Origin of the sequence: Halogeometricum sp. CBA1124 (genome assembly GCF_009741955.1) — an archaeon.
GTDB classification, from domain to species: domain Archaea; phylum Halobacteriota; class Halobacteria; order Halobacteriales; family Haloferacaceae; genus Halogeometricum; species Halogeometricum rufum.
This window is the reverse complement of sequence record NZ_WPCD01000065.1, coordinates 1-16,037: the sequence shown is the minus strand read 5'-3', so window position 1 is coordinate 16,037 and position 16,037 is coordinate 1. Positions and strand designations below refer to the sequence as shown.

General features: G+C 66.7%; 16 protein-coding genes, 1 tRNA gene and 4 pseudogenes. 13 read left to right on the top strand and 8 right to left on the bottom strand.

Annotation, left to right across the window (positions count from 1 at the left end; translation table 11 throughout):
- Positions 1–50: 50 nt before the first annotated feature.
- Together GJ632_RS10130 and GJ632_RS10125 are read left to right on the top strand one after the other, a co-directional pair.
- A complete protein-coding gene (locus tag GJ632_RS10130; RefSeq protein WP_394351794.1) occupies positions 51–263 on the top strand; it encodes a hypothetical protein in 213 nt (70 codons plus the stop codon).
- Positions 248–1,250 (top strand): annotated as a pseudogene (locus GJ632_RS10125) (YcaO-like family protein); the annotation flags it as partial. The gene GJ632_RS10130 and the pseudogene GJ632_RS10125, both read left to right, overlap by 16 nt.
- Positions 1,251–1,405: 155 nt before the next feature.
- Here GJ632_RS10125 and GJ632_RS22065 read toward each other — a convergent pair.
- From GJ632_RS22065 to GJ632_RS10110, 4 genes and pseudogenes are all read right to left on the bottom strand, one after another.
- On the bottom strand, positions 1,406–1,555 hold the full coding sequence (locus GJ632_RS22065; RefSeq protein WP_197427959.1) for a hypothetical protein: 150 nt from the start codon (positions 1,553–1,555) through the stop codon (positions 1,406–1,408).
- 244 nt (positions 1,556–1,799) lie between these two features.
- Complete coding sequence (locus GJ632_RS10120; RefSeq protein WP_089807361.1) at positions 1,800–2,939, bottom strand: DUF63 family protein; 1,140 nt, start codon at positions 2,937–2,939, stop codon at positions 1,800–1,802.
- Between the two features lie 164 nt (positions 2,940–3,103).
- Positions 3,104–3,553: an Lrp/AsnC family transcriptional regulator gene (locus GJ632_RS10115; RefSeq protein ID WP_089807363.1), complete on the bottom strand. Its 450-nt coding sequence runs from the start codon at positions 3,551–3,553 to the stop codon at positions 3,104–3,106.
- A 57-nt stretch (positions 3,554–3,610) separates the two neighbouring features.
- Positions 3,611–4,409 (bottom strand): annotated as a pseudogene (locus tag GJ632_RS10110) (inositol monophosphatase family protein).
- 261 nt (positions 4,410–4,670) lie between these two features.
- Here GJ632_RS10110 and GJ632_RS24725 point away from each other — a divergent pair.
- The 4 genes and pseudogenes from GJ632_RS24725 to GJ632_RS23530 all read left to right on the top strand — a co-directional run bounded on the left by GJ632_RS24725 (position 4,671) and on the right by GJ632_RS23530 (position 6,232).
- Positions 4,671–4,796, top strand: a complete 126-nt coding sequence (locus tag GJ632_RS24725) for a hypothetical protein (protein ID WP_255473558.1) — start codon at positions 4,671–4,673, stop codon at positions 4,794–4,796.
- A gap of 459 nt (positions 4,797–5,255) precedes the next feature.
- Positions 5,256–5,890, top strand: a pseudogene (locus tag GJ632_RS10100) (RNA ligase partner protein).
- 52 nt (positions 5,891–5,942) lie between these two features.
- Entirely contained in the window at positions 5,943–6,089 is a 147-nt protein-coding gene (locus GJ632_RS23535) for a hypothetical protein (protein WP_231751468.1), read from the top strand.
- A complete protein-coding gene (locus tag GJ632_RS23530; RefSeq protein WP_231751467.1) occupies positions 6,089–6,232 on the top strand; it encodes a hypothetical protein in 144 nt (47 codons plus the stop codon). Before GJ632_RS23535 ends, GJ632_RS23530 begins: the two co-directional genes overlap by 1 nt.
- A 415-nt stretch (positions 6,233–6,647) precedes the next feature.
- Here the strand turns inward: GJ632_RS23530 and GJ632_RS10090 are convergent.
- Positions 6,648–6,731, bottom strand: a tRNA-Leu gene (locus GJ632_RS10090).
- Between the two features lie 214 nt (positions 6,732–6,945).
- Here GJ632_RS10090 and GJ632_RS10085 point away from each other — a divergent pair.
- The 3 genes from GJ632_RS10085 to GJ632_RS10075 all read left to right on the top strand — a co-directional run bounded on the left by GJ632_RS10085 (position 6,946) and on the right by GJ632_RS10075 (position 8,454).
- Entirely contained in the window at positions 6,946–7,602 is a 657-nt protein-coding gene (locus tag GJ632_RS10085; RefSeq protein ID WP_191452849.1) for a helix-turn-helix domain-containing protein, read from the top strand.
- 64 nt (positions 7,603–7,666) lie between these two features.
- Positions 7,667–8,032 (top strand): HalOD1 output domain-containing protein, encoded by a 366-nt coding sequence (locus tag GJ632_RS10080; RefSeq protein ID WP_191452848.1) that lies wholly within the window; start codon positions 7,667–7,669, stop codon positions 8,030–8,032.
- The gene (locus GJ632_RS10075; RefSeq protein ID WP_191452847.1) at positions 8,029–8,454 is read left to right on the top strand and encodes a response regulator; all 426 of its coding nucleotides are present in this window, start codon (positions 8,029–8,031) and stop codon (positions 8,452–8,454) included. The genes GJ632_RS10080 and GJ632_RS10075 overlap by 4 nt, the downstream gene beginning before the upstream one ends.
- A 65-nt stretch (positions 8,455–8,519) precedes the next feature.
- Here the strand turns inward: GJ632_RS10075 and GJ632_RS10070 are convergent, their stop codons facing one another.
- Positions 8,520–8,762, bottom strand: coding sequence for a hypothetical protein (locus tag GJ632_RS10070; protein WP_191452846.1), 243 nt, complete (start codon positions 8,760–8,762; stop codon positions 8,520–8,522).
- Between the two features lie 81 nt (positions 8,763–8,843).
- Here GJ632_RS10070 and GJ632_RS10065 point away from each other — a divergent pair, with 81 nt between their 5' ends.
- Both GJ632_RS10065 and GJ632_RS10060 read left to right on the top strand, forming a co-directional pair.
- Positions 8,844–9,329, top strand: coding sequence for a DUF309 domain-containing protein (locus GJ632_RS10065; protein WP_191452845.1), 486 nt, complete (start codon positions 8,844–8,846; stop codon positions 9,327–9,329).
- Between the two features lie 54 nt (positions 9,330–9,383).
- Positions 9,384–10,198, top strand: a pseudogene (locus GJ632_RS10060) (succinylglutamate desuccinylase/aspartoacylase family protein).
- Positions 10,199–10,230: 32 nt separating this feature from the next.
- Here the strand turns inward: GJ632_RS10060 and GJ632_RS10055 are convergent.
- Positions 10,231–10,680, bottom strand: coding sequence for a UPF0179 family protein (locus GJ632_RS10055; protein ID WP_191452844.1), 450 nt, complete (start codon positions 10,678–10,680; stop codon positions 10,231–10,233).
- A 33-nt stretch (positions 10,681–10,713) separates the two neighbouring features.
- Complete coding sequence (locus GJ632_RS10050) at positions 10,714–11,118, bottom strand: DUF5820 family protein (RefSeq protein ID WP_191452843.1); 405 nt, start codon at positions 11,116–11,118, stop codon at positions 10,714–10,716.
- Positions 11,119–11,710: 592 nt separating this feature from the next.
- On the opposite strand from GJ632_RS10050, the gene GJ632_RS10045 reads away from it, so the two are divergent.
- Positions 11,711–13,783, top strand: a complete 2,073-nt coding sequence (locus GJ632_RS10045) for a PrkA family serine protein kinase (RefSeq protein ID WP_191452842.1) — start codon at positions 11,711–11,713, stop codon at positions 13,781–13,783.
- Complete coding sequence (locus tag GJ632_RS10040; protein WP_191452841.1) at positions 13,780–16,029, top strand: PrkA family serine protein kinase; 2,250 nt, start codon at positions 13,780–13,782, stop codon at positions 16,027–16,029. Before GJ632_RS10045 ends, GJ632_RS10040 begins: the two co-directional genes overlap by 4 nt.
- The last annotated feature ends 8 nt before the right edge of the window (positions 16,030–16,037 follow it).

The following is a 16,037-nucleotide window of genomic DNA, read 5'->3' as shown; positions in this document are numbered from 1 at the left end:
CGACTCGGGCGGCGTTCGAGGAGGAGACCTGTATCCTCGGAACGCCCTGCGTGACGCTCAGATACAGCACGGAACGGCCGGAGACCGCTTACGTGGGCGCGAACTGTCTGGCCGGACTCGACCCCGACGCGTCGTGGAGGCCGGGAGCACGATGCTCGGAAACGGCGCCGACTGGGACGTCCCTTCGGGACGGCCGCGCCGCGGAACGAAGTACTCGACACGCTCGCCGCCGGGGTCGACCCGACTGGACGCGGCGTTCATGAAAGCGCTCGGGGAGGCGCTCGAACGCTACTGCGCCGGCGTCTACCGCGCCGCGGAGTTCACCGTCGCACCAGAACGGATGCGCGCCCGGCCCGTCTCGCCGGCGCGGTTCGTCCGACCGGACTCCTACCGCGCGCCCGACGCCGAGGAGCCGATTCCGTGGGTCGAGGGCGAGCACCTCTCGTCCGGTGAGTCGGTGTCCGTACCGGCGGAGTTCGTGCACTATCCGCCGCCGAACACGCGGCACAAGCCCCCCCATCACGACCGGACTCGGCCTGGGCAACTCCGGCGCGGAGGCGCTGCTCTCGGGGTTGTACGAGGTGATAGAGCGGGACGCGACGATGCTCGCGTGGTACTCGTCGTTCGACCCGTTGGGGCTCGACGTGACCGACGACGGGTATCGGGCGCTGACGAAGCGCGCCCGAGCGGAAGGGCTGACGGCGACGCCACTGCTCGTCACGCAGGACGTGGACGTGCCCGTCGTCGCCGTCGCCGTCCACCGGGACGACGACTGGCCGAAGTTCGCGATGGGGTCGGGCGCGTCGCTGGACCCCGTGGACGCGGCGCGGTCGGCACTCGCCGAGGCGTTACAGAACTGGATGGAACTCCGGTCGATGGGGCCGGAACGGGCCGACGCCGAGGAGGGTGCCATCGGCGAGTACGCCGACTTCCCGGCCCCGGCGCGTCGACTCGTTGACGCCGGCCCGTCGGTGCCGGCCGAGAGCGTCGGTCCCGACTCGGTGCCGACCGGCGAGGCCGAACTCGACGCCGCCGTCGAACGCGTCGCCGACGCCGGACTGGACGCGTACGCCGTTCGGACGACGACCGAAGACGTCGCCTCGCTCGGATTCGAGGCCGTCCGCGTGCTGATTCCCGAAGCGCAACCGCTGTTTCAGGGCGACCCGTTCTTCGGGGAACGCGCGCGGTCGGTGCCCGAGGCGCTCGGGTTCGAGGCGGAGTTGGAACGGCCGTACCACCCGTTCCCGTAGGGCGAACAGCCGACACTCGCGCCGCGCCGCCGTCCGCGACGCGACCCGCCCGCACGACGCCGTGTCGGACTCCCGCGTCTCGTCGTGCGGTGACGTTCGGGGGATGGTGACGCTGGTTCCGTCTTCGGATAAAAAGGTGAGTCCGGAACGGTCGCTCAGACGATTCGGCGCGTCAGGAATATCAGGACGCCGAGCACCAGCAGTCCGGCCCCCCAGTAGACGGAGGGGTACGGGAGGTACGCGAGGAGGAACGTGACGAGGCCGGACGTGATGAGCGACCAACCGACGGTCGTGCGATAACTCATACGAACGCCGTCGAAGGCCCGGTGGAAGAAACTACTCGCCGACCGCCGAGAACGTGCCACCGTCTACAGAGGCGCGCGTTCGGGACGACGGACGCGAAGACTGGAGGGGGAGCGAGAAGACATGGTTGAGGGATGCGACGCCCCTCCGTTCAGAGGGACGGCCTGCACACTAATATGCGAACGGGCTAGTTGTTTAATTTAATCTAGATTGCACGAGTTCGGGGACGGACGGCGTCCGGGCGTCTCAGACGCCGAACGTCGCTCGGAGCATGTCGCGCGTCCCCGGGCCGAGGCCGACGGCTAAGACGGCGACCAGGAGCAGCATCGTGTAGCGCGGACTCTCCTCGAAGATGCCCTCCTCGAACACCCAGACGACGAACGTCGCGGCGACGAGTTTGACGAGGAGGAACGGCCAGGCGTCGCCGGTCACGGCGAGGACGGACGGCGGGAGCGTGTTCGCCGTGAAGTCCACGACGAACTGGTTGACCGGGTGTTTCGGGACGAGGTTCGGCCCCGCGCCGAGGGCGGTCATCCAGTCGAGGCCGACGACGTTCGCCACGCCGTCGACGGCGTGGCCCCAGAGGATGACGAACCCGATGGTCTCGGTACCGGAGTTTATCTCGGGTGCGAATCGCTCGATGAGCCACCACGTCGCCGCCGCGGCCAGCGTCGCGCCGACGAGCATCACGAGGAGCACCTGCGGGTAGAACTCCACGCCGTCGGCACCGGTGAACGCGAGCCAGAACAGGTAGCCGACGGTGACGACGAGGACGACGACGCCGATGCCGAACAGCGGTCGTTCGTACGACCGGGTCACCTCGAACTGTTCGAGGCTGACGGCGACGACGACGGCGCCGAGCGTGATGAGGAAGACGGTGAAGTAGATGATGGGGCTGATGACGAGCGCGTTCCACGGGTAGCTGATGAGGGCCTCCGTGGCGCCGGGCGTGTCGTTGGCGTCCTCGACGACGCGGAGCGCCCCCCCGAAGAACATGTACGGGAGCAGCGCGTAGAAGAAGCTCCGGTCGGTGCCGACGTCGAGGCGGCGCATGAGGAACACGACGCCGATGAGGGCGAACAGCAGCGTCACCATGTAGCCGACTTCGGAGACGAGCGTGTAGCCGGGATACGCGACGGGTTCGGCGGCGGCCGCACACGCGCTCGCGCTGTCGAGATACTGCGTGGCGCCGCCGGCGCGCGTGGCGCAGACGGCGGAGTTCGCGTCGGCCTGGACGGGCCCCCAGAAGTAGTGCCAGATGAACCGGTCGTAGACGAGTCTCGGGAAGGCGAGCGAACCGCCGACGAGGGCGACGAGTGCGACGACGAACGCGCCGCCCCACAGTCGTTCGGGGTCCACGCCGACCCGCTCTGCAACCGTAGCCATACCCGAAACCCCGGCGGCGTGGGTGTTGAGGATTCCGGTCTCTCGCACGCGTCGCGCACGGTGCCGTCTGAACGGTCGACGCCGTGAACGGCCGCTGAGCGTGCGAGAGAACGAGAACGGGAACGAGTGACGGAGAGACGGACCGCGCGGCGATTCGGCGCGCGCTACAGCGACAGCGAGGGGTCCTCGAAGTCGGTGCCGAGGATGACCATCGTCTGCGACCGCGAGAACCCCTCCATCTCGGCGATGTTGTCGAACATGAGTTCGCGGAGCGCGTCGGTGTCCTCGGCGTACACGCGGAGCATCACGTCCCACTCGCCCGTCGTGAGGTGGACCTCTTTCACGCCGTCTATCTCCCGGAGTTGTTCGAGTGCGTCCTCCTCTCTGCCCTGTTCGACGCGGAGGCCGACGAGTGCGGAGGTGCCGTAGCCGACCTCTCGGGGGTCGACCTTCGCGTGGTAGCCCTCGATGACCCCCGCGTCCTCCATCCGGCCGACCCGGTCGTGGACCGTCGCGCTCGACATGTCTATCTGCCTCGCGATTTCGCTGAACGGCGTCCGCGCGTCGGTCTGGAGTATCCGAAGGATGGCGCGGTCCGTCTCGTCGAGTTCCATGGGGTAACGTTGGCGAGCGCTCTCTTTTCGCTTACGGATAGCCGCCGAACATGTGATTCAGCCGTTCAATCCGTCGATTTCGCGGGCGGCTTCGAGTACCGCGTCGTGGACCGCGCCGTTGGAGGCGACGAGGCCCCGCGAGTCGTGTCGCCACGGGTCACCGGCGAGGTCCGTGACCGTTCCGCCGGCCGCGCGGACCATCTGGACGCCGGCGACGGAGTCCCACGGGTTCGCGCGGACGTTCGTCAGCACGCCGTCGAGTTGACCGTCGGCCACCATCGCCAACACCGCCTGCGCGCACCCGAACCGGCGCATGTCTGCGAACCGGTCCACGATGGCGTTCGTCGCCCGCCCGTACTGGTCGCGTTCGTCGAATCCCCACCAGATGGTGGGGCAGACGGTGCACGTCTGGGGGTCGTCCCGGTCGCTGACCGTCACCGCCTCGCCGTTCCGGTACGTCGCCTCCCCGTCGGTCCAGTAGGTGTCGTCGAGTGCGGGCAGACAGGTGGCGGCGGCGACCGGTTCGCCGTCGCGCACGGCGGCGACCGCCGTCCCCCACACCCGGAGGTCCCGGACGAAGTTGTTCGTCCCGTCGATGGGGTCGATGACCCACGCGGGCCCCTCCGGGGGGACCCGGCTTGAGTTCGTCCTCCTCCTCGCCGACGACGGCGTCGGCCGCGTGGGACTCCCGAATCACGTCGATGACGCGGGCCTGCGCGTCCCGGTCCGCCTGCGTCACGACGTCGGTCTTGCCGTCCTTCAGTTCGACGTCGATGTCGGTTCGGAACCGGTCGGCCGCGACGGCGGCGCCGGCGCGGGCCGCCCGTCTGGCGACCGCGACTCTGTCGTCGTCCATGTCGTCGGTGGCGGCCGCCGTCGTGGTAAATCTCCCGTGTCGGTGCGTCGTCGCTCACGTTCGCGTGGACGTCGCGTCTCCCCGCCCGACACGCTTTATCCGCCCCGGCCCGTCGGTTCGTGACGTGTCGGGAGAACTGCCCGCCGACGTTCGCGCGAGTCTGTCGGAGTTGCTCGACAGGGGCGCGGCGGCGGCGCGGAGGCGGGACGACGGGACGGTCGAGGGCGTCGTCGACTCGTCGAGACCCTCGCGCACCACGAGGTGTCGGACGAGGAGACGCGCGCAGTGCTGTTGCACGGGTGTCGCCGCGCGACGCAGACGATGCGGTCGGAACCCCTCGTCGCGGCGGAGTACCTCGAAGCGATGGCGCGACTCGTCGACGACTGACGGCGGCGTCGCTCGACGGAAAATATCGGAGAAACTGGGACACGATTAGGACCCGGACGGGATGCGTTTTCCACGACCCGCGCGTCTCTTTTGGGGCTCCCCTGTTACGGAGTCTTCCAACTTCCCGAACTCCGTTTTCACGTGGTCCGGTACTTGGACTTCGCCCTGTTCCTGTCGGAACAGCACTGGGTCGTCGTGGTCTTCCTTCGACGCGTTGACCTCGCGTTCCTGTTACGGTCCGTTTGGTGTTTGCGTCGATCCCGTTCCTCGCCTTCTTCCGAAGGCTCGGTTCGGTCGTCCGGTGCGCCCTCGCGTACCAGCAATACTGTTGTATGGTACCAAACCACATAAACGTATCGGTGTACCTATTCGGTAGTTGTCAGGACATGAGGGAGAACGACACGTCCGCGCCCGGGCCCGACCAACTCCTCATATACCGCGGCGTCGTACGCGGTCACAATGCCCGAGTACTCGCTCAAGCAGCGATTCGTCCTCGACACCTCGCTGTTTCTCTCCGAGGAGATCCGGCGCGAGGGGGAGACCCTCGAAGCGGCGTTGTACCGACTGCTCGACGTCATCGCGCGGGCGAAACTCCGACTCGACATCTCCTGTTACATGGCGCCGTCGGTCCACGCCGAACTCGTCGGCATCCTGCACGAACGCGGCATCGACGGCGAGATAGAGACGCAACTCAACACGTGGATAATAAAGAAGAACCCCGCGCGCTACGAGGTGATGGTCCCCGCCGCCGTCGTCCACGACTTCGTCCACGAGATGTCGGACCGCGTCAACCGCGGCCTCCGCGTCTCCGAGGACGCGGTGCGACGCGCGGCCGAGGGGGACCCCGAACAGGTGATCTCCGACCTTCGGGCCGAGTACCGGACCGAACTCAGGCAGGGCATCCTCGACTCCCGCGAGGACTTCGACCTCCTCATTCTCGCGCGAGAACTCGACGCCGCGTCGTCACCGAGGACACCGGCATCGTCGACTGGGCCGAGGAGTTCGGCCTCCGGTTCCTCCGCGGCCGGGACTTCCCCTCGCTTCTGGACGCCTACCTCACCGGCACCGGACAGGACGAACCGCTGAGCGATTAACTCGATTCCGAGTCGGAGTAAACTTTTATCCGTCCCGTTCGTTTCGATGGATATGCGCCCCGCCGACGCCGCACGACAACTACAGTACGCCGTCGCTTCGCAGACGAACACCTACGACTACGAGGTCAGCCACTGGGAAGCACACGCCTACGAGGACGTCTTCGCCGACGTCATCGAACGGGCGAACTCGACGACGTGATGACCGTCGTCGAGACGCTCGGCGACGAGTTCTCCGAGGAGTCCCGTCCCTCCGTCGCCCGCGCCCGAACCGTCGCCGACGACGTCCTCACGGCCGACGGCCGCCCCCTCACCGACGGCGGCGAACGGGCCGACGAGGCGTAACGACGTCGCTGCCGGCGTCTCCGACGCTCTCTCTCGTTTCGCGAACCCGCTCTCGGCGACTGCCGAGTCTGTTCGGTCGAAAACGCTATTACTCGGACGTCCCGTTCGTTCAGACGCTTCCGTTGGTGGTCGGTACCGATACCCACGGGAGCGTCGACGCGCGTCGTCGGATGGCATCTGTCGCATCGCGCGTTCGCCGCCCGCACCCCGCCTTCCGTCACTCAGAGCGGTGCGTCCGCGAACTCGGCGACCCGGTCCGGCGGTTCGGTTCCTCGATGGCCGTCGCTCTCGCTGTCGCTCGGAGACGAGAAGTGCGAGGGGAGGGATTTGAACCTCGGTCGCAAATCGGAGATTTGCTCCCTGATTCAAATCACTCGTAAGCACTCGCTCCTCGCTGTCGCTCGGAGACGAGAAGTGCGAGGGGAGGGATTTGAACCCACGGACTCCTACGAGAGCGGATCTTGAGTCCGCCGCCTTTTCCAGACTCGGCCACCCTCGCGCAGTTCAGAGTGCGACTCTGGACGAGTCGTACTTGGATTTCAGTACTCGCTGCTATAAAGTTCGTACGGAAAGCCCTCGTAGCGACCGACGGCCCCGCGTCGGTCCCCGTGCGACCGTCCGCCCGCGCCCCCGTTCGGTGCCGCGGAGTCGAACGCGTCCCGTGTCGAGGACCCCCGAGCCACATTTATCGCTATCTGTCGCCTACGTGAGGCATGTCGACTATCGCCGAGTTCACGATTCCCGCCGACGCCTTTCCGCTGGGTCGACTGTTCGAGGAACTCGAAGACGTCGTCGTCGAACTCGAACGAGTGGTCCCGACGAAACCGGGACTCATCCCGTACGTGTGGGTGCAGTCGGTGACCCGGTCGGAGGTCGAAGCCGTCGTCCGGGCCGGCGAACGAGTCCCGGAACTGACCACTGTCCGACTCGTCGACGAGGTGGACGGTGCCTTCCTCCTCCGTCTGAACTGGGACGCGAACTACGAGGGAATTCTGCGAGCCATCACCGAGACGGACGTCTCGCTCGTCTCGGGCGTCGGGTCGGCCGACTCGTGGACGTTCGAGGTACGGGGGGACAACCGGAAGCAGATAGCCGCCTTCCAGCGCTACTGCGCCGAACACGAGCAGACCGTCTCCCTGCGGGCACTCAACACGCTCACCTCGACGAGGAGCGGTTCGGCGTACGACCTCACGGACCCCCAACGGGAGGCGCTGCTACTCGCCCACCGACGCGGGTACTACCACTCCCCCCGCGAGGTGACTCTCGAGGACCTCGCCTCGGAAGTCGGTATCTCCGGGCAGGCGTTCGGGTCGCGACTCCGCCGGGGTATCGACCGTCTCGTCGGGAGTACGCTCGCCTCGACCGGCTGACGGTATTTAAAGACCGTTCGTGTGAAATACGAACTCTCAACCGAAACATTCTCGACAGTAATGTATGAGCACATCCCGCAAGAACGCCGCACGCGCGGCACCGGTCGCCGTCACGTCCGAGGACGTGGCGTATCACGAAGCTAGCGGGACTTATCAGGCGGTCTTCGACCCGAGTTCCCAGTTGGTGAGCGAGGCGGTACTGACGACCGTCGCGGAGGCCGCCTCGGCCGAACCGCTGGACCTGCCTCCTCTCTACGGGGCCGTCGATCCCGACGCACTGAACGCGTTGCTGGGTGCGCGCGACCGGTCGCGCCCGACCGAGGGGGTCGCCGTCTCGTTCGCGTACGCCGGGTTCGCCGTCGACATCGACGGAGCGGGGACGGTCGTCGTCTCGTCGAACGCGGCGTTGGACCCGTCGCCCGAGAGATGACCACCGAGGAGGCGGCGACGGACCCGACGCGCGTCCTCTACGTCGACGACGACGCCGCTTTGACCGAACTGGTCGCGCAGTTCCTCGAACGGTTGGACGACGGACTCGTCGTCGACACCGCGACGCTCGCTGAGGAGGGCCTGCGGCGACTCCTCGACCCGACGGCGGACTACGACTGCGTCGTCAGCGACTTCCAGATGCCGGGCATGAACGGGGAGGAGTTCCTACACGCCGTGCGCGCGGACCAACCGGAGATGCCGTTCGTTCTGTTCACCGGCGAGGGAAACGACGCACTAGAGCGACGGGTCACCGCCGACGCCGCCGCGTATCTCCGCAAGGGGACGGGGACCGACCAGTACAGAGTTCTCGGGAGACGAATCAGACGCGTCGTCGGCCGGTCCAGCGACCGAGACGACCGGTGAGAGCCGGCGGACTCGCTCCGAGTGAACTCGCGGACGGGCCGGGGGCGTCGACGTTAGCCGGGCCCTCAGTCGCCGCCGAACCGCTCCCGGACGACGCGCGGCAGTTCGAGGGCGACGGCTACCCCGATTGCCGGGAGGACGACGGCGAGGACGAGGAGGACGACGCCCAGTCCGACCGGTGCGAGACCGACGACGAGGAGGACGAGGAGGAAGACGAGCGTGTAGAACCCGCCCCGTCCGACGGCGGCGCCGACGCCCGCCGCGTAGGCGGCTATCGCGTCCGGCACCTCGCTGAGTCCGTTGCTCATGCGGGAGGCGACGACGGGAACGGATTTAGTCGTACCCCTCGCGGCGATGCCGTTAGGTCGCTCCGTCGTGATTAGACTCCCATGGACGACCACACCCGCGACCCGAGCGTCGCGCCGCCACTCGGCGACCCCACCGGGTGGCTGACGGACCGACGCCAGTGGGAACACGCGACCCTCCGCCGAGCCACCGAACACGGCGTCCGCCTGTTCAACGCCGGCGAGTTCCACGAGTCGCACGACTGCTTCGAGGACGAGTGGTACAACTACGGCCGCGGCACCGTCGAGTCGGCGTTCCTCCACGGGATGGTGCAGGTGGCCGCCGGCGCGTACAAGCACTTCGACTTCGAGGACGACGCCGGGATGCGGTCGCTGTTCGGGACGGCGCTCCAGTACCTCGAAGGGACGCCCGCGGACTTCTACGGCGTGGACGTCGAGGAGGTCCGCGAGCGACTGCGGACGGCGTCGGAGGACCCGACGGTGCTCCACGGGTGGCAGATAGCACTCGACGGTTCGCGGCCGACGGCGTACCCCGCGGACTACGAGTACGCCGAAGCGTTAGAACACTGACAGTCGCGGCCGAAAACCCGAACCGATTAGAACGCTCACCGTTTGGGGACGCCAATGCGCATCTACGAACTCGGTGAGGGTACGCCCGAGGTCGCCGTCGTCGGTTCCATCCACGGCGACGAACCCTGCGGTGCCCGCGCTATCGAACGATTCGTCGCTGGGAAGCCCGACGTGGACCGGCCGGTGAAACTCGTCGTCGCCAACGAGGAAGCGTTGGAGGCGGACGTCCGCTACCTCGAAGAGACCTGAACCGCGCGTTCCCCGGCGACCCGAACGCCGACACGCACGAAGCCCGACTCGCCGCCGACCTGGCCCGCGAAGTCCGCGGTTGCACGACGTTCTCGCTGCACTCGACGCAGTCGTACGCCAAACCGTTCGCCCTCGTCGACTCCGTCGGCGCCGTCGCGCGGTCCATCTGTCCGTACCTCCCCGTGGACGAACTCGTCGAGACGGGGAAGTTCGCCGGCGGCCGCCTCATCGACCACGCGCACACCGTCGAAGTCGAGTGCGGACTGCAGGGAACCGAGGACGCAGAAGAGAACGCCTACTGGCTGATTCGCGCGTTCCTCGCCGCGACGGGTGTCGTCTCCGCGCCCGTCGAGGCCGACGAGTCCCCCCTCTCGCTGGACCGCCGCGAGGAGGACGACGTGACCGTCTACCGGATGCTCGAACGCATCCCGAAGGAACCCGCGGAGACGTACGAGGTGTTCGTGAACAACTTCGAACGCGTCGAGGCGGGCGACCGGTTCGCCGCCGCCGGCAGCGACGTGTTCACCGCCGACCGGGCGTTCTACCCCGTCCTGCTCTCGGCGTACGGCTACGAGGACCAGTTCGGCTACGCCGCCGACCACGTCGGCACGCTCGGGTGAGGCCCGCGGCAGTGGCCGGCAGAGCGGAGTGACTACTCCTCCTGCGGTGCGAACTCGACCAGCGTCAGGTCGCGGTCGAGATAGCAGAAGTCGTGGGGCGGGTCGCCGCGCACCTCGGCGATGCGGTACTCCTGGTCGAACTCGGCGCCCTCGGGGACGCAGTACTCGTGGCTCGGACACTCCGTGTGGGGACAGGGCCCGGCGAGACTGGCCTTGCTCCCGGCGTAGGCGCCCTTCGAGGGGACGTTGGCGACGACGGGCGCGGGTTCGACCTCCACCGCGCGGACGCCGGCGTCGTGGACCGCGCAGTCGAGCAACTGGGCGTTCTCGCGGACGCCCCTCACCTCGTAGCGGACGCCCTCGTCCAGATTCAGACACTGCTTGCGGTACGGACAGCCCTCGCAGGCCGAGGACGGACCGCGGTAGACGAACTGCGTCCCGGGTTCCGCGAGTCTGTCGCCGATGAGCGTGACCTTCGTCATGGTTCGAGTCGTAGTCGCGCCCGAGGGATAATCTTACGCGTCGCGACCGGTGAGTTCGTCCAATCGGTCCAGATACCGCTCGGGAGGCGCCTGATACGTCTCCCGGTAGGCCACCTCGCCGTCGGCGAACCGCCGGGCGAGGGCGTTCGCCCCCTCCACTGCGGCCTCCCGAGAGTCGTACTCCTCGACGGTGGCCTCGACGTCGGGTTCCAGTCGGAGGATGGCCCGCCACGTCTCCGTTCGAATCCGCGAGGCCCCCGGTCGGTTGGCGCGCGACCCGTTCCAGACGAAGATGGTCGGCATCTGCTCGGCGGGGAACTCGCTCTCGTTGAACACGTCGGGCCGGTACGCGAGGATGCGCCGGCCGCCGGGTTCGTCGTTCCACAGCGTCCACCCCTCGGGCGGCGTCGCCGCCGACCCGTCCGTCTCGTCGCTCATACGCCCGATAGTCACGCGACGGTCGAATCTCCTTCGGTCCCTCGCCGTCCCCCACCGCGGGCACTCCCGCCGGACGTTCTCGCTCCGGTCGCCCGCGACGGCCGTCGCGTCGAGTCGCTCGTAGCGCCCCGCGCCTCGAAGTCCGCCGCCGACCCGCCGACAGCCCGTGTACGCGGTTTCGAACCCCGTACCTATACGAATCTGGGAATGTGGGCCGTGGTAGCAATGAACTGCCCAGTTCGGCGGTATCGGACTCCCTACCGTCCGATTAACAGTCCATTATCGACACATCTTCTCCGAGTGCGAAATCGCATCAGAGCGCGAGGAAGACTTATATGTGTGTGTCTCTCACACATTGTTAGCCTCGGTTGACCGGACCGAGCAACCGTCCCTCCGCGCACCGTCCGCCGAACACCGACGACTCGTCGCTCGCCGCTGATTTCGCCGCCACCGTTCGTCTGACTCGTTGTGCGAGGGCGGCCGATAGGAGCGACCACGACCCGTCCCCGCGGACGGGCACTCGCCTCTCGCCCGGTACTCAGAGGCACCCCGGGAGGCGCGTGGTCGCGCTATCGACATCCGTCAACGAACAATGAATGGTGACATCGACACCCTCGAAGGGCTGAGTAAGCACTACAAAGACTCCGTTCCCGCGGACCTCCGCGAGGCAAAGAGTTTCGAGTGGTACTTAGAAGAAGTCTACAGCGACCCGAGAATCGCCCGCAACGCCCACCAGCGCGTTGCCGACATGTTCGACCACTACGGCACCGAGTACGACGAGGAGGCCGGCGTGGTCGAGTACCTGATGGCCTCCGAAGACCCCATCCACGACGGGGAGAACACGTTCTACGGCCGCGAGGTCCACGAGTCCATCCACGAATTCGTCAACAAGGTAAAGTCGGGTGCCCGCGGTCTCGGCCCCGAGAAGCGCATCAAACTCCTCCTCGGGCCCGTCGGGTCCGGGAAGTCGCACTTCGACTGGATGGTGCGGCGCTACTTCGAGGACTACACGATGCGCGACGACGGCCGGATGTACACGTTCCGGTGGACCAACCTCACGGACGTCATCCGCGACCAGGACCCCGCCGACGACGTGGTCCAGTCGCCGATGAATCAAGACCCCATCGTGCTCGTCCCGCAGGAGCAACGGGACATGATAATCGATCAACTCAACGAGTCGCTCGACGCGCCGTACACCATCCGGAACGACCAGGCGTTAGACCCCGCCTCGGAGTTCTACATGGACAAACTGCTGGCGTACTACGACGACGACCTGGAGGAAGTCGTCTCCAACCACATCGAGATAATCCGCCTCGTCGCCAGCGAGAACAAGCGCCAGTGCGTCGAGACGTTCGAGCCGAAGGACAAGAAGAACCAGGACGAGACGGAGTTGACGGGCGACGTCAACTACTCGAAACTGGCCGTCTACGGCGAGTCCGACCCGCGGGCGTTCGACTACTCCGGCGCGTTCTGTAACGCCAACCGGGGGCTGTTCTCCGGCGAGGAACTGCTGAAGCTCCAGCGGGAGTTCCTGTACGACTTCCTGCACGCGAGTCAGGAACAGACGATCAAGCCGAAGAACAACCCGCGCATCGACATCGACCAGGTCATCGTCGGCCGGACGAACATGCCCGAGTACCGGGACAAGAAGGGCGACGAGAAGATGGAGGCGTTCAACGACCGGACGAAGCGCATCGACTTCCCGTACGTCCTCGAGTACTCCGAGGAGTCCGAGATATACCGGAAGATGCTCCGGAACGCCGACGTGCCGGACATGCACATCGAACCGCACACGATGGAGATGGCCGGGTTGTTCGGCGTCCTCACCCGCATCGTCGAACCCGACGGCGGGAACATCAGCCTCGTCCAGAAGGCGAAGGCGTACAACGGCGAGATAGACGAGGGCGACGACACCGACGTGAAGAAACTCCGCGAGGAGGCCGAGTCGAAGACGGACATCGGCGAGGGGATGGAGGGCGTCTCCGCGCGCTTCATCGGCGACGAGATAGCCGAGGCCATCATGGACTCGACGCACCGCGACCGCAACTACCTCTCGCCGCTGTCGATGTTCACGCACTTCGAGGAGAACCTGGAGAACCACGGCTCCATCCCCGAAGAGAACCTCGAACGCTACCACCGCTACCTCGAGATGGTGCGCGAGGAGTACAAAGAGCGCGCCATCGAGGACGTCCGCCACGCGCTGGCGTACGACTTGGACGAGATTCAGCGGCAGGGCGAGAAGTACATGGACCACGTGATGGCGTACATCGACGACGCCACCGTGCAGGACGAACTCACCGGCCGCGAACAGGAACCCGACGAGAAGTTCCTCCGCTCCGTCGAGGAGAAACTCGACATCCCCGAGGACCGCAAGGACGACTTCAGACAGGAGGTCTCCAACTGGGTCTCGCGGCGCGCCCGCGAGGGGCAGGCGTTCGACCCGCAGGACAACGACAGGCTCCGCCGCGCCCTCGAGCGCAAACTCTGGGAGGACAAGAAGCACAACATCAACTTCTCGGCACTCGTCAGCGCCAACGAACTGGACGACGACGAGCGGAACGCGTGGATCGACGCCCTCGTCGAACAGGGCTACTCGCGCGAAGGTGCCAGAGAGGTGTTAGAGTTCGCCGGTGCGGAGGTGGCAAAGAGCGAACTCGAAGCATGACGCCAACGAGAGACTACATCCGCGAGGCGGACGAGCGACTCCGGGGCACCTACGAGGAGCCGATGAGCCTCGCGGAGTACGTCGACGCCGCGTTCGAGTCGCCGACCATCGCCTCGCACGCCTCGAAGTACCTCCTGTCGGCCATTGAGGCGTCCGGCACCCGAACGGTCGTCGAGGAGGGCGAGGAGAAGGAGCGCTACCGCTTCTTCGACGACCCGGCCAACGGCGGCGAACACGCCGTCCTCGGCAACACCGAGGTGCTGAACCGGTTCGTCGACGACTTGCGGACCATCGCCGCCGAACGCGGCAAGGGAGAGAAGATAATCTGGTTCGACGGGCCGACGGCGACGGGCAAGTCCGAACTGAAACGCTGCCTCGTCAACGGGCTTCGGGCGTTCTCGAAGACGCGGGAGGGCCGGCGCTACACCGTCGAGTGGAACGTCTCCACCGCCGACGACAGTCGCGGCCTCTCGTACGGCGGCGAGACGAGCGGCACCGAAGACGAGTCCGACTGGTACGAGAGCCCGGTGCAGTCGCACCCGCTCTCGGTGTTCCCGACGGAGGTTCGACGGAGCCTCCTCGAGGACCTGAACGAGACCGAGACCGGTCACATCCCCATCTCGCTCGGCGAGGAACTGGACCCGTTCTGCCGCGAGGCGTACGACTACCTCGAGGAGAAGTACCGCCGCGCGGGCAAGCGTGACCTGTTCACCGCCGTCACCGACCCGAAACACCTCCGCGTGAAGAACTACGTCGTGGACGTGGGGCAGGGTATCGGCGTCCTCCACTCCGAGGACGACGGCTCCCCGAAGGAGCGACTGGTCGGGTCGTGGATGCCGAGCATGCTCCGCGAACTCGACTCCCGCGGGCGCAAGAACCCGCAGGCGTTCAGCTACGACGGCGTCCTCTCGCAGGGCAACGGACTGCTCACCATCGTCGAGGACGCCACGCAGCACGCCGACCTGCTGCAGAAACTGCTGAACGTCCCCGACGAGGGCCACGTCAAACTGGACAAGGGCATCGGGATGGACATCGACACCCAGTTGCTCATCATCTCGAACCCGGACCTCGACGCCGAACTCGACAAGTACTCCGACCGCAACGGACGCGACCCGCTGAAGGCGCTGAAACGTCGGCTGGACAAACACGAGTTCCGCTACCTGACGAACGTCTCCCTGGAGACCGAACTCATCCGGCGCGAACTGACGAACGAGACGGACGTGTGGGACGTCGAGGACAGGGAAGAACTCGAAGACCGCATCACCGACAGCCTGTTCGTGGACGTGCGGAGCGGTCCGGGCGCGGTCACGCGCAGGGAACTGTCGCCGCACGCCGTCGAGGCGGCGGCGATGTACTCCGTCGTCTCCCGCCTCGACGGCGACGACGTGCCCGACGGCTACAGTCTGGTCGACAAGGCGTTGCTGTTCGACCGGGGGTACCTGCAGGTCGGCGACACGCGCGAGGAGATAGAGGAGTTCAGTTTCGACAGCGACAACGAGGGGACGCACGGGATTCCGGTCACGTTCACCCGCGACGTCATCGCGGACCTCCTGCACGAGGACCGCGACAGGCACCACCCCTCGCTGGACGTCGGCACCGTCGTCATGCCGGACGACTTGCTCGACGCGATGGCCGAGAGCCTCCACGACGCCCCGGTGTTCTCGCGCGCCGAACGCGCCGAGTACGAGAGCCGGGTCGCCGTCGTGAAGGAGTACGTCTTCGACCGACAGGAGTCGGACGTCCTCGCGGCCGTCCTCGCCGACAAACACGTCGAGCAGGAGACGGTCGAGGAGTACGTCGAGCACGTGTACGCCTGGGAGTCGGAGGGGCAGATCGAGACCGAACGCGGTCCGGTCGACCCCGACGCACTCCTGATGAAACTGTTCGAGACGGAACACCTCGGCCGGTTCGCCGAGAGCGACTACACGGGCAACGACCCCTCCGAGGCGGTCGAACGCTTCCGCCGCGAGAAGGTCATCACCGCGCTGAACCGCTACGCGTGGGAGAACCGCGACGAGGGGTTCACCGTCGAGGACGTGGAACTCTCCGAGATTCCCGTCATCCGGACGGTGCTGGAGACGCACGAGTGGGACGACGTCCGCCGCCTGTTCGAGGACTTCGACCCCGACCAGTGGGACGACCCGCCGGCGAACACCGAGACAGAACGCGTGAAAGAACGAACGATAGCACACATGGTAGCAAACGGGTACACCCCGCGCCGCCGAACACCAGCGAGCGGTCGATGAACGAGGTG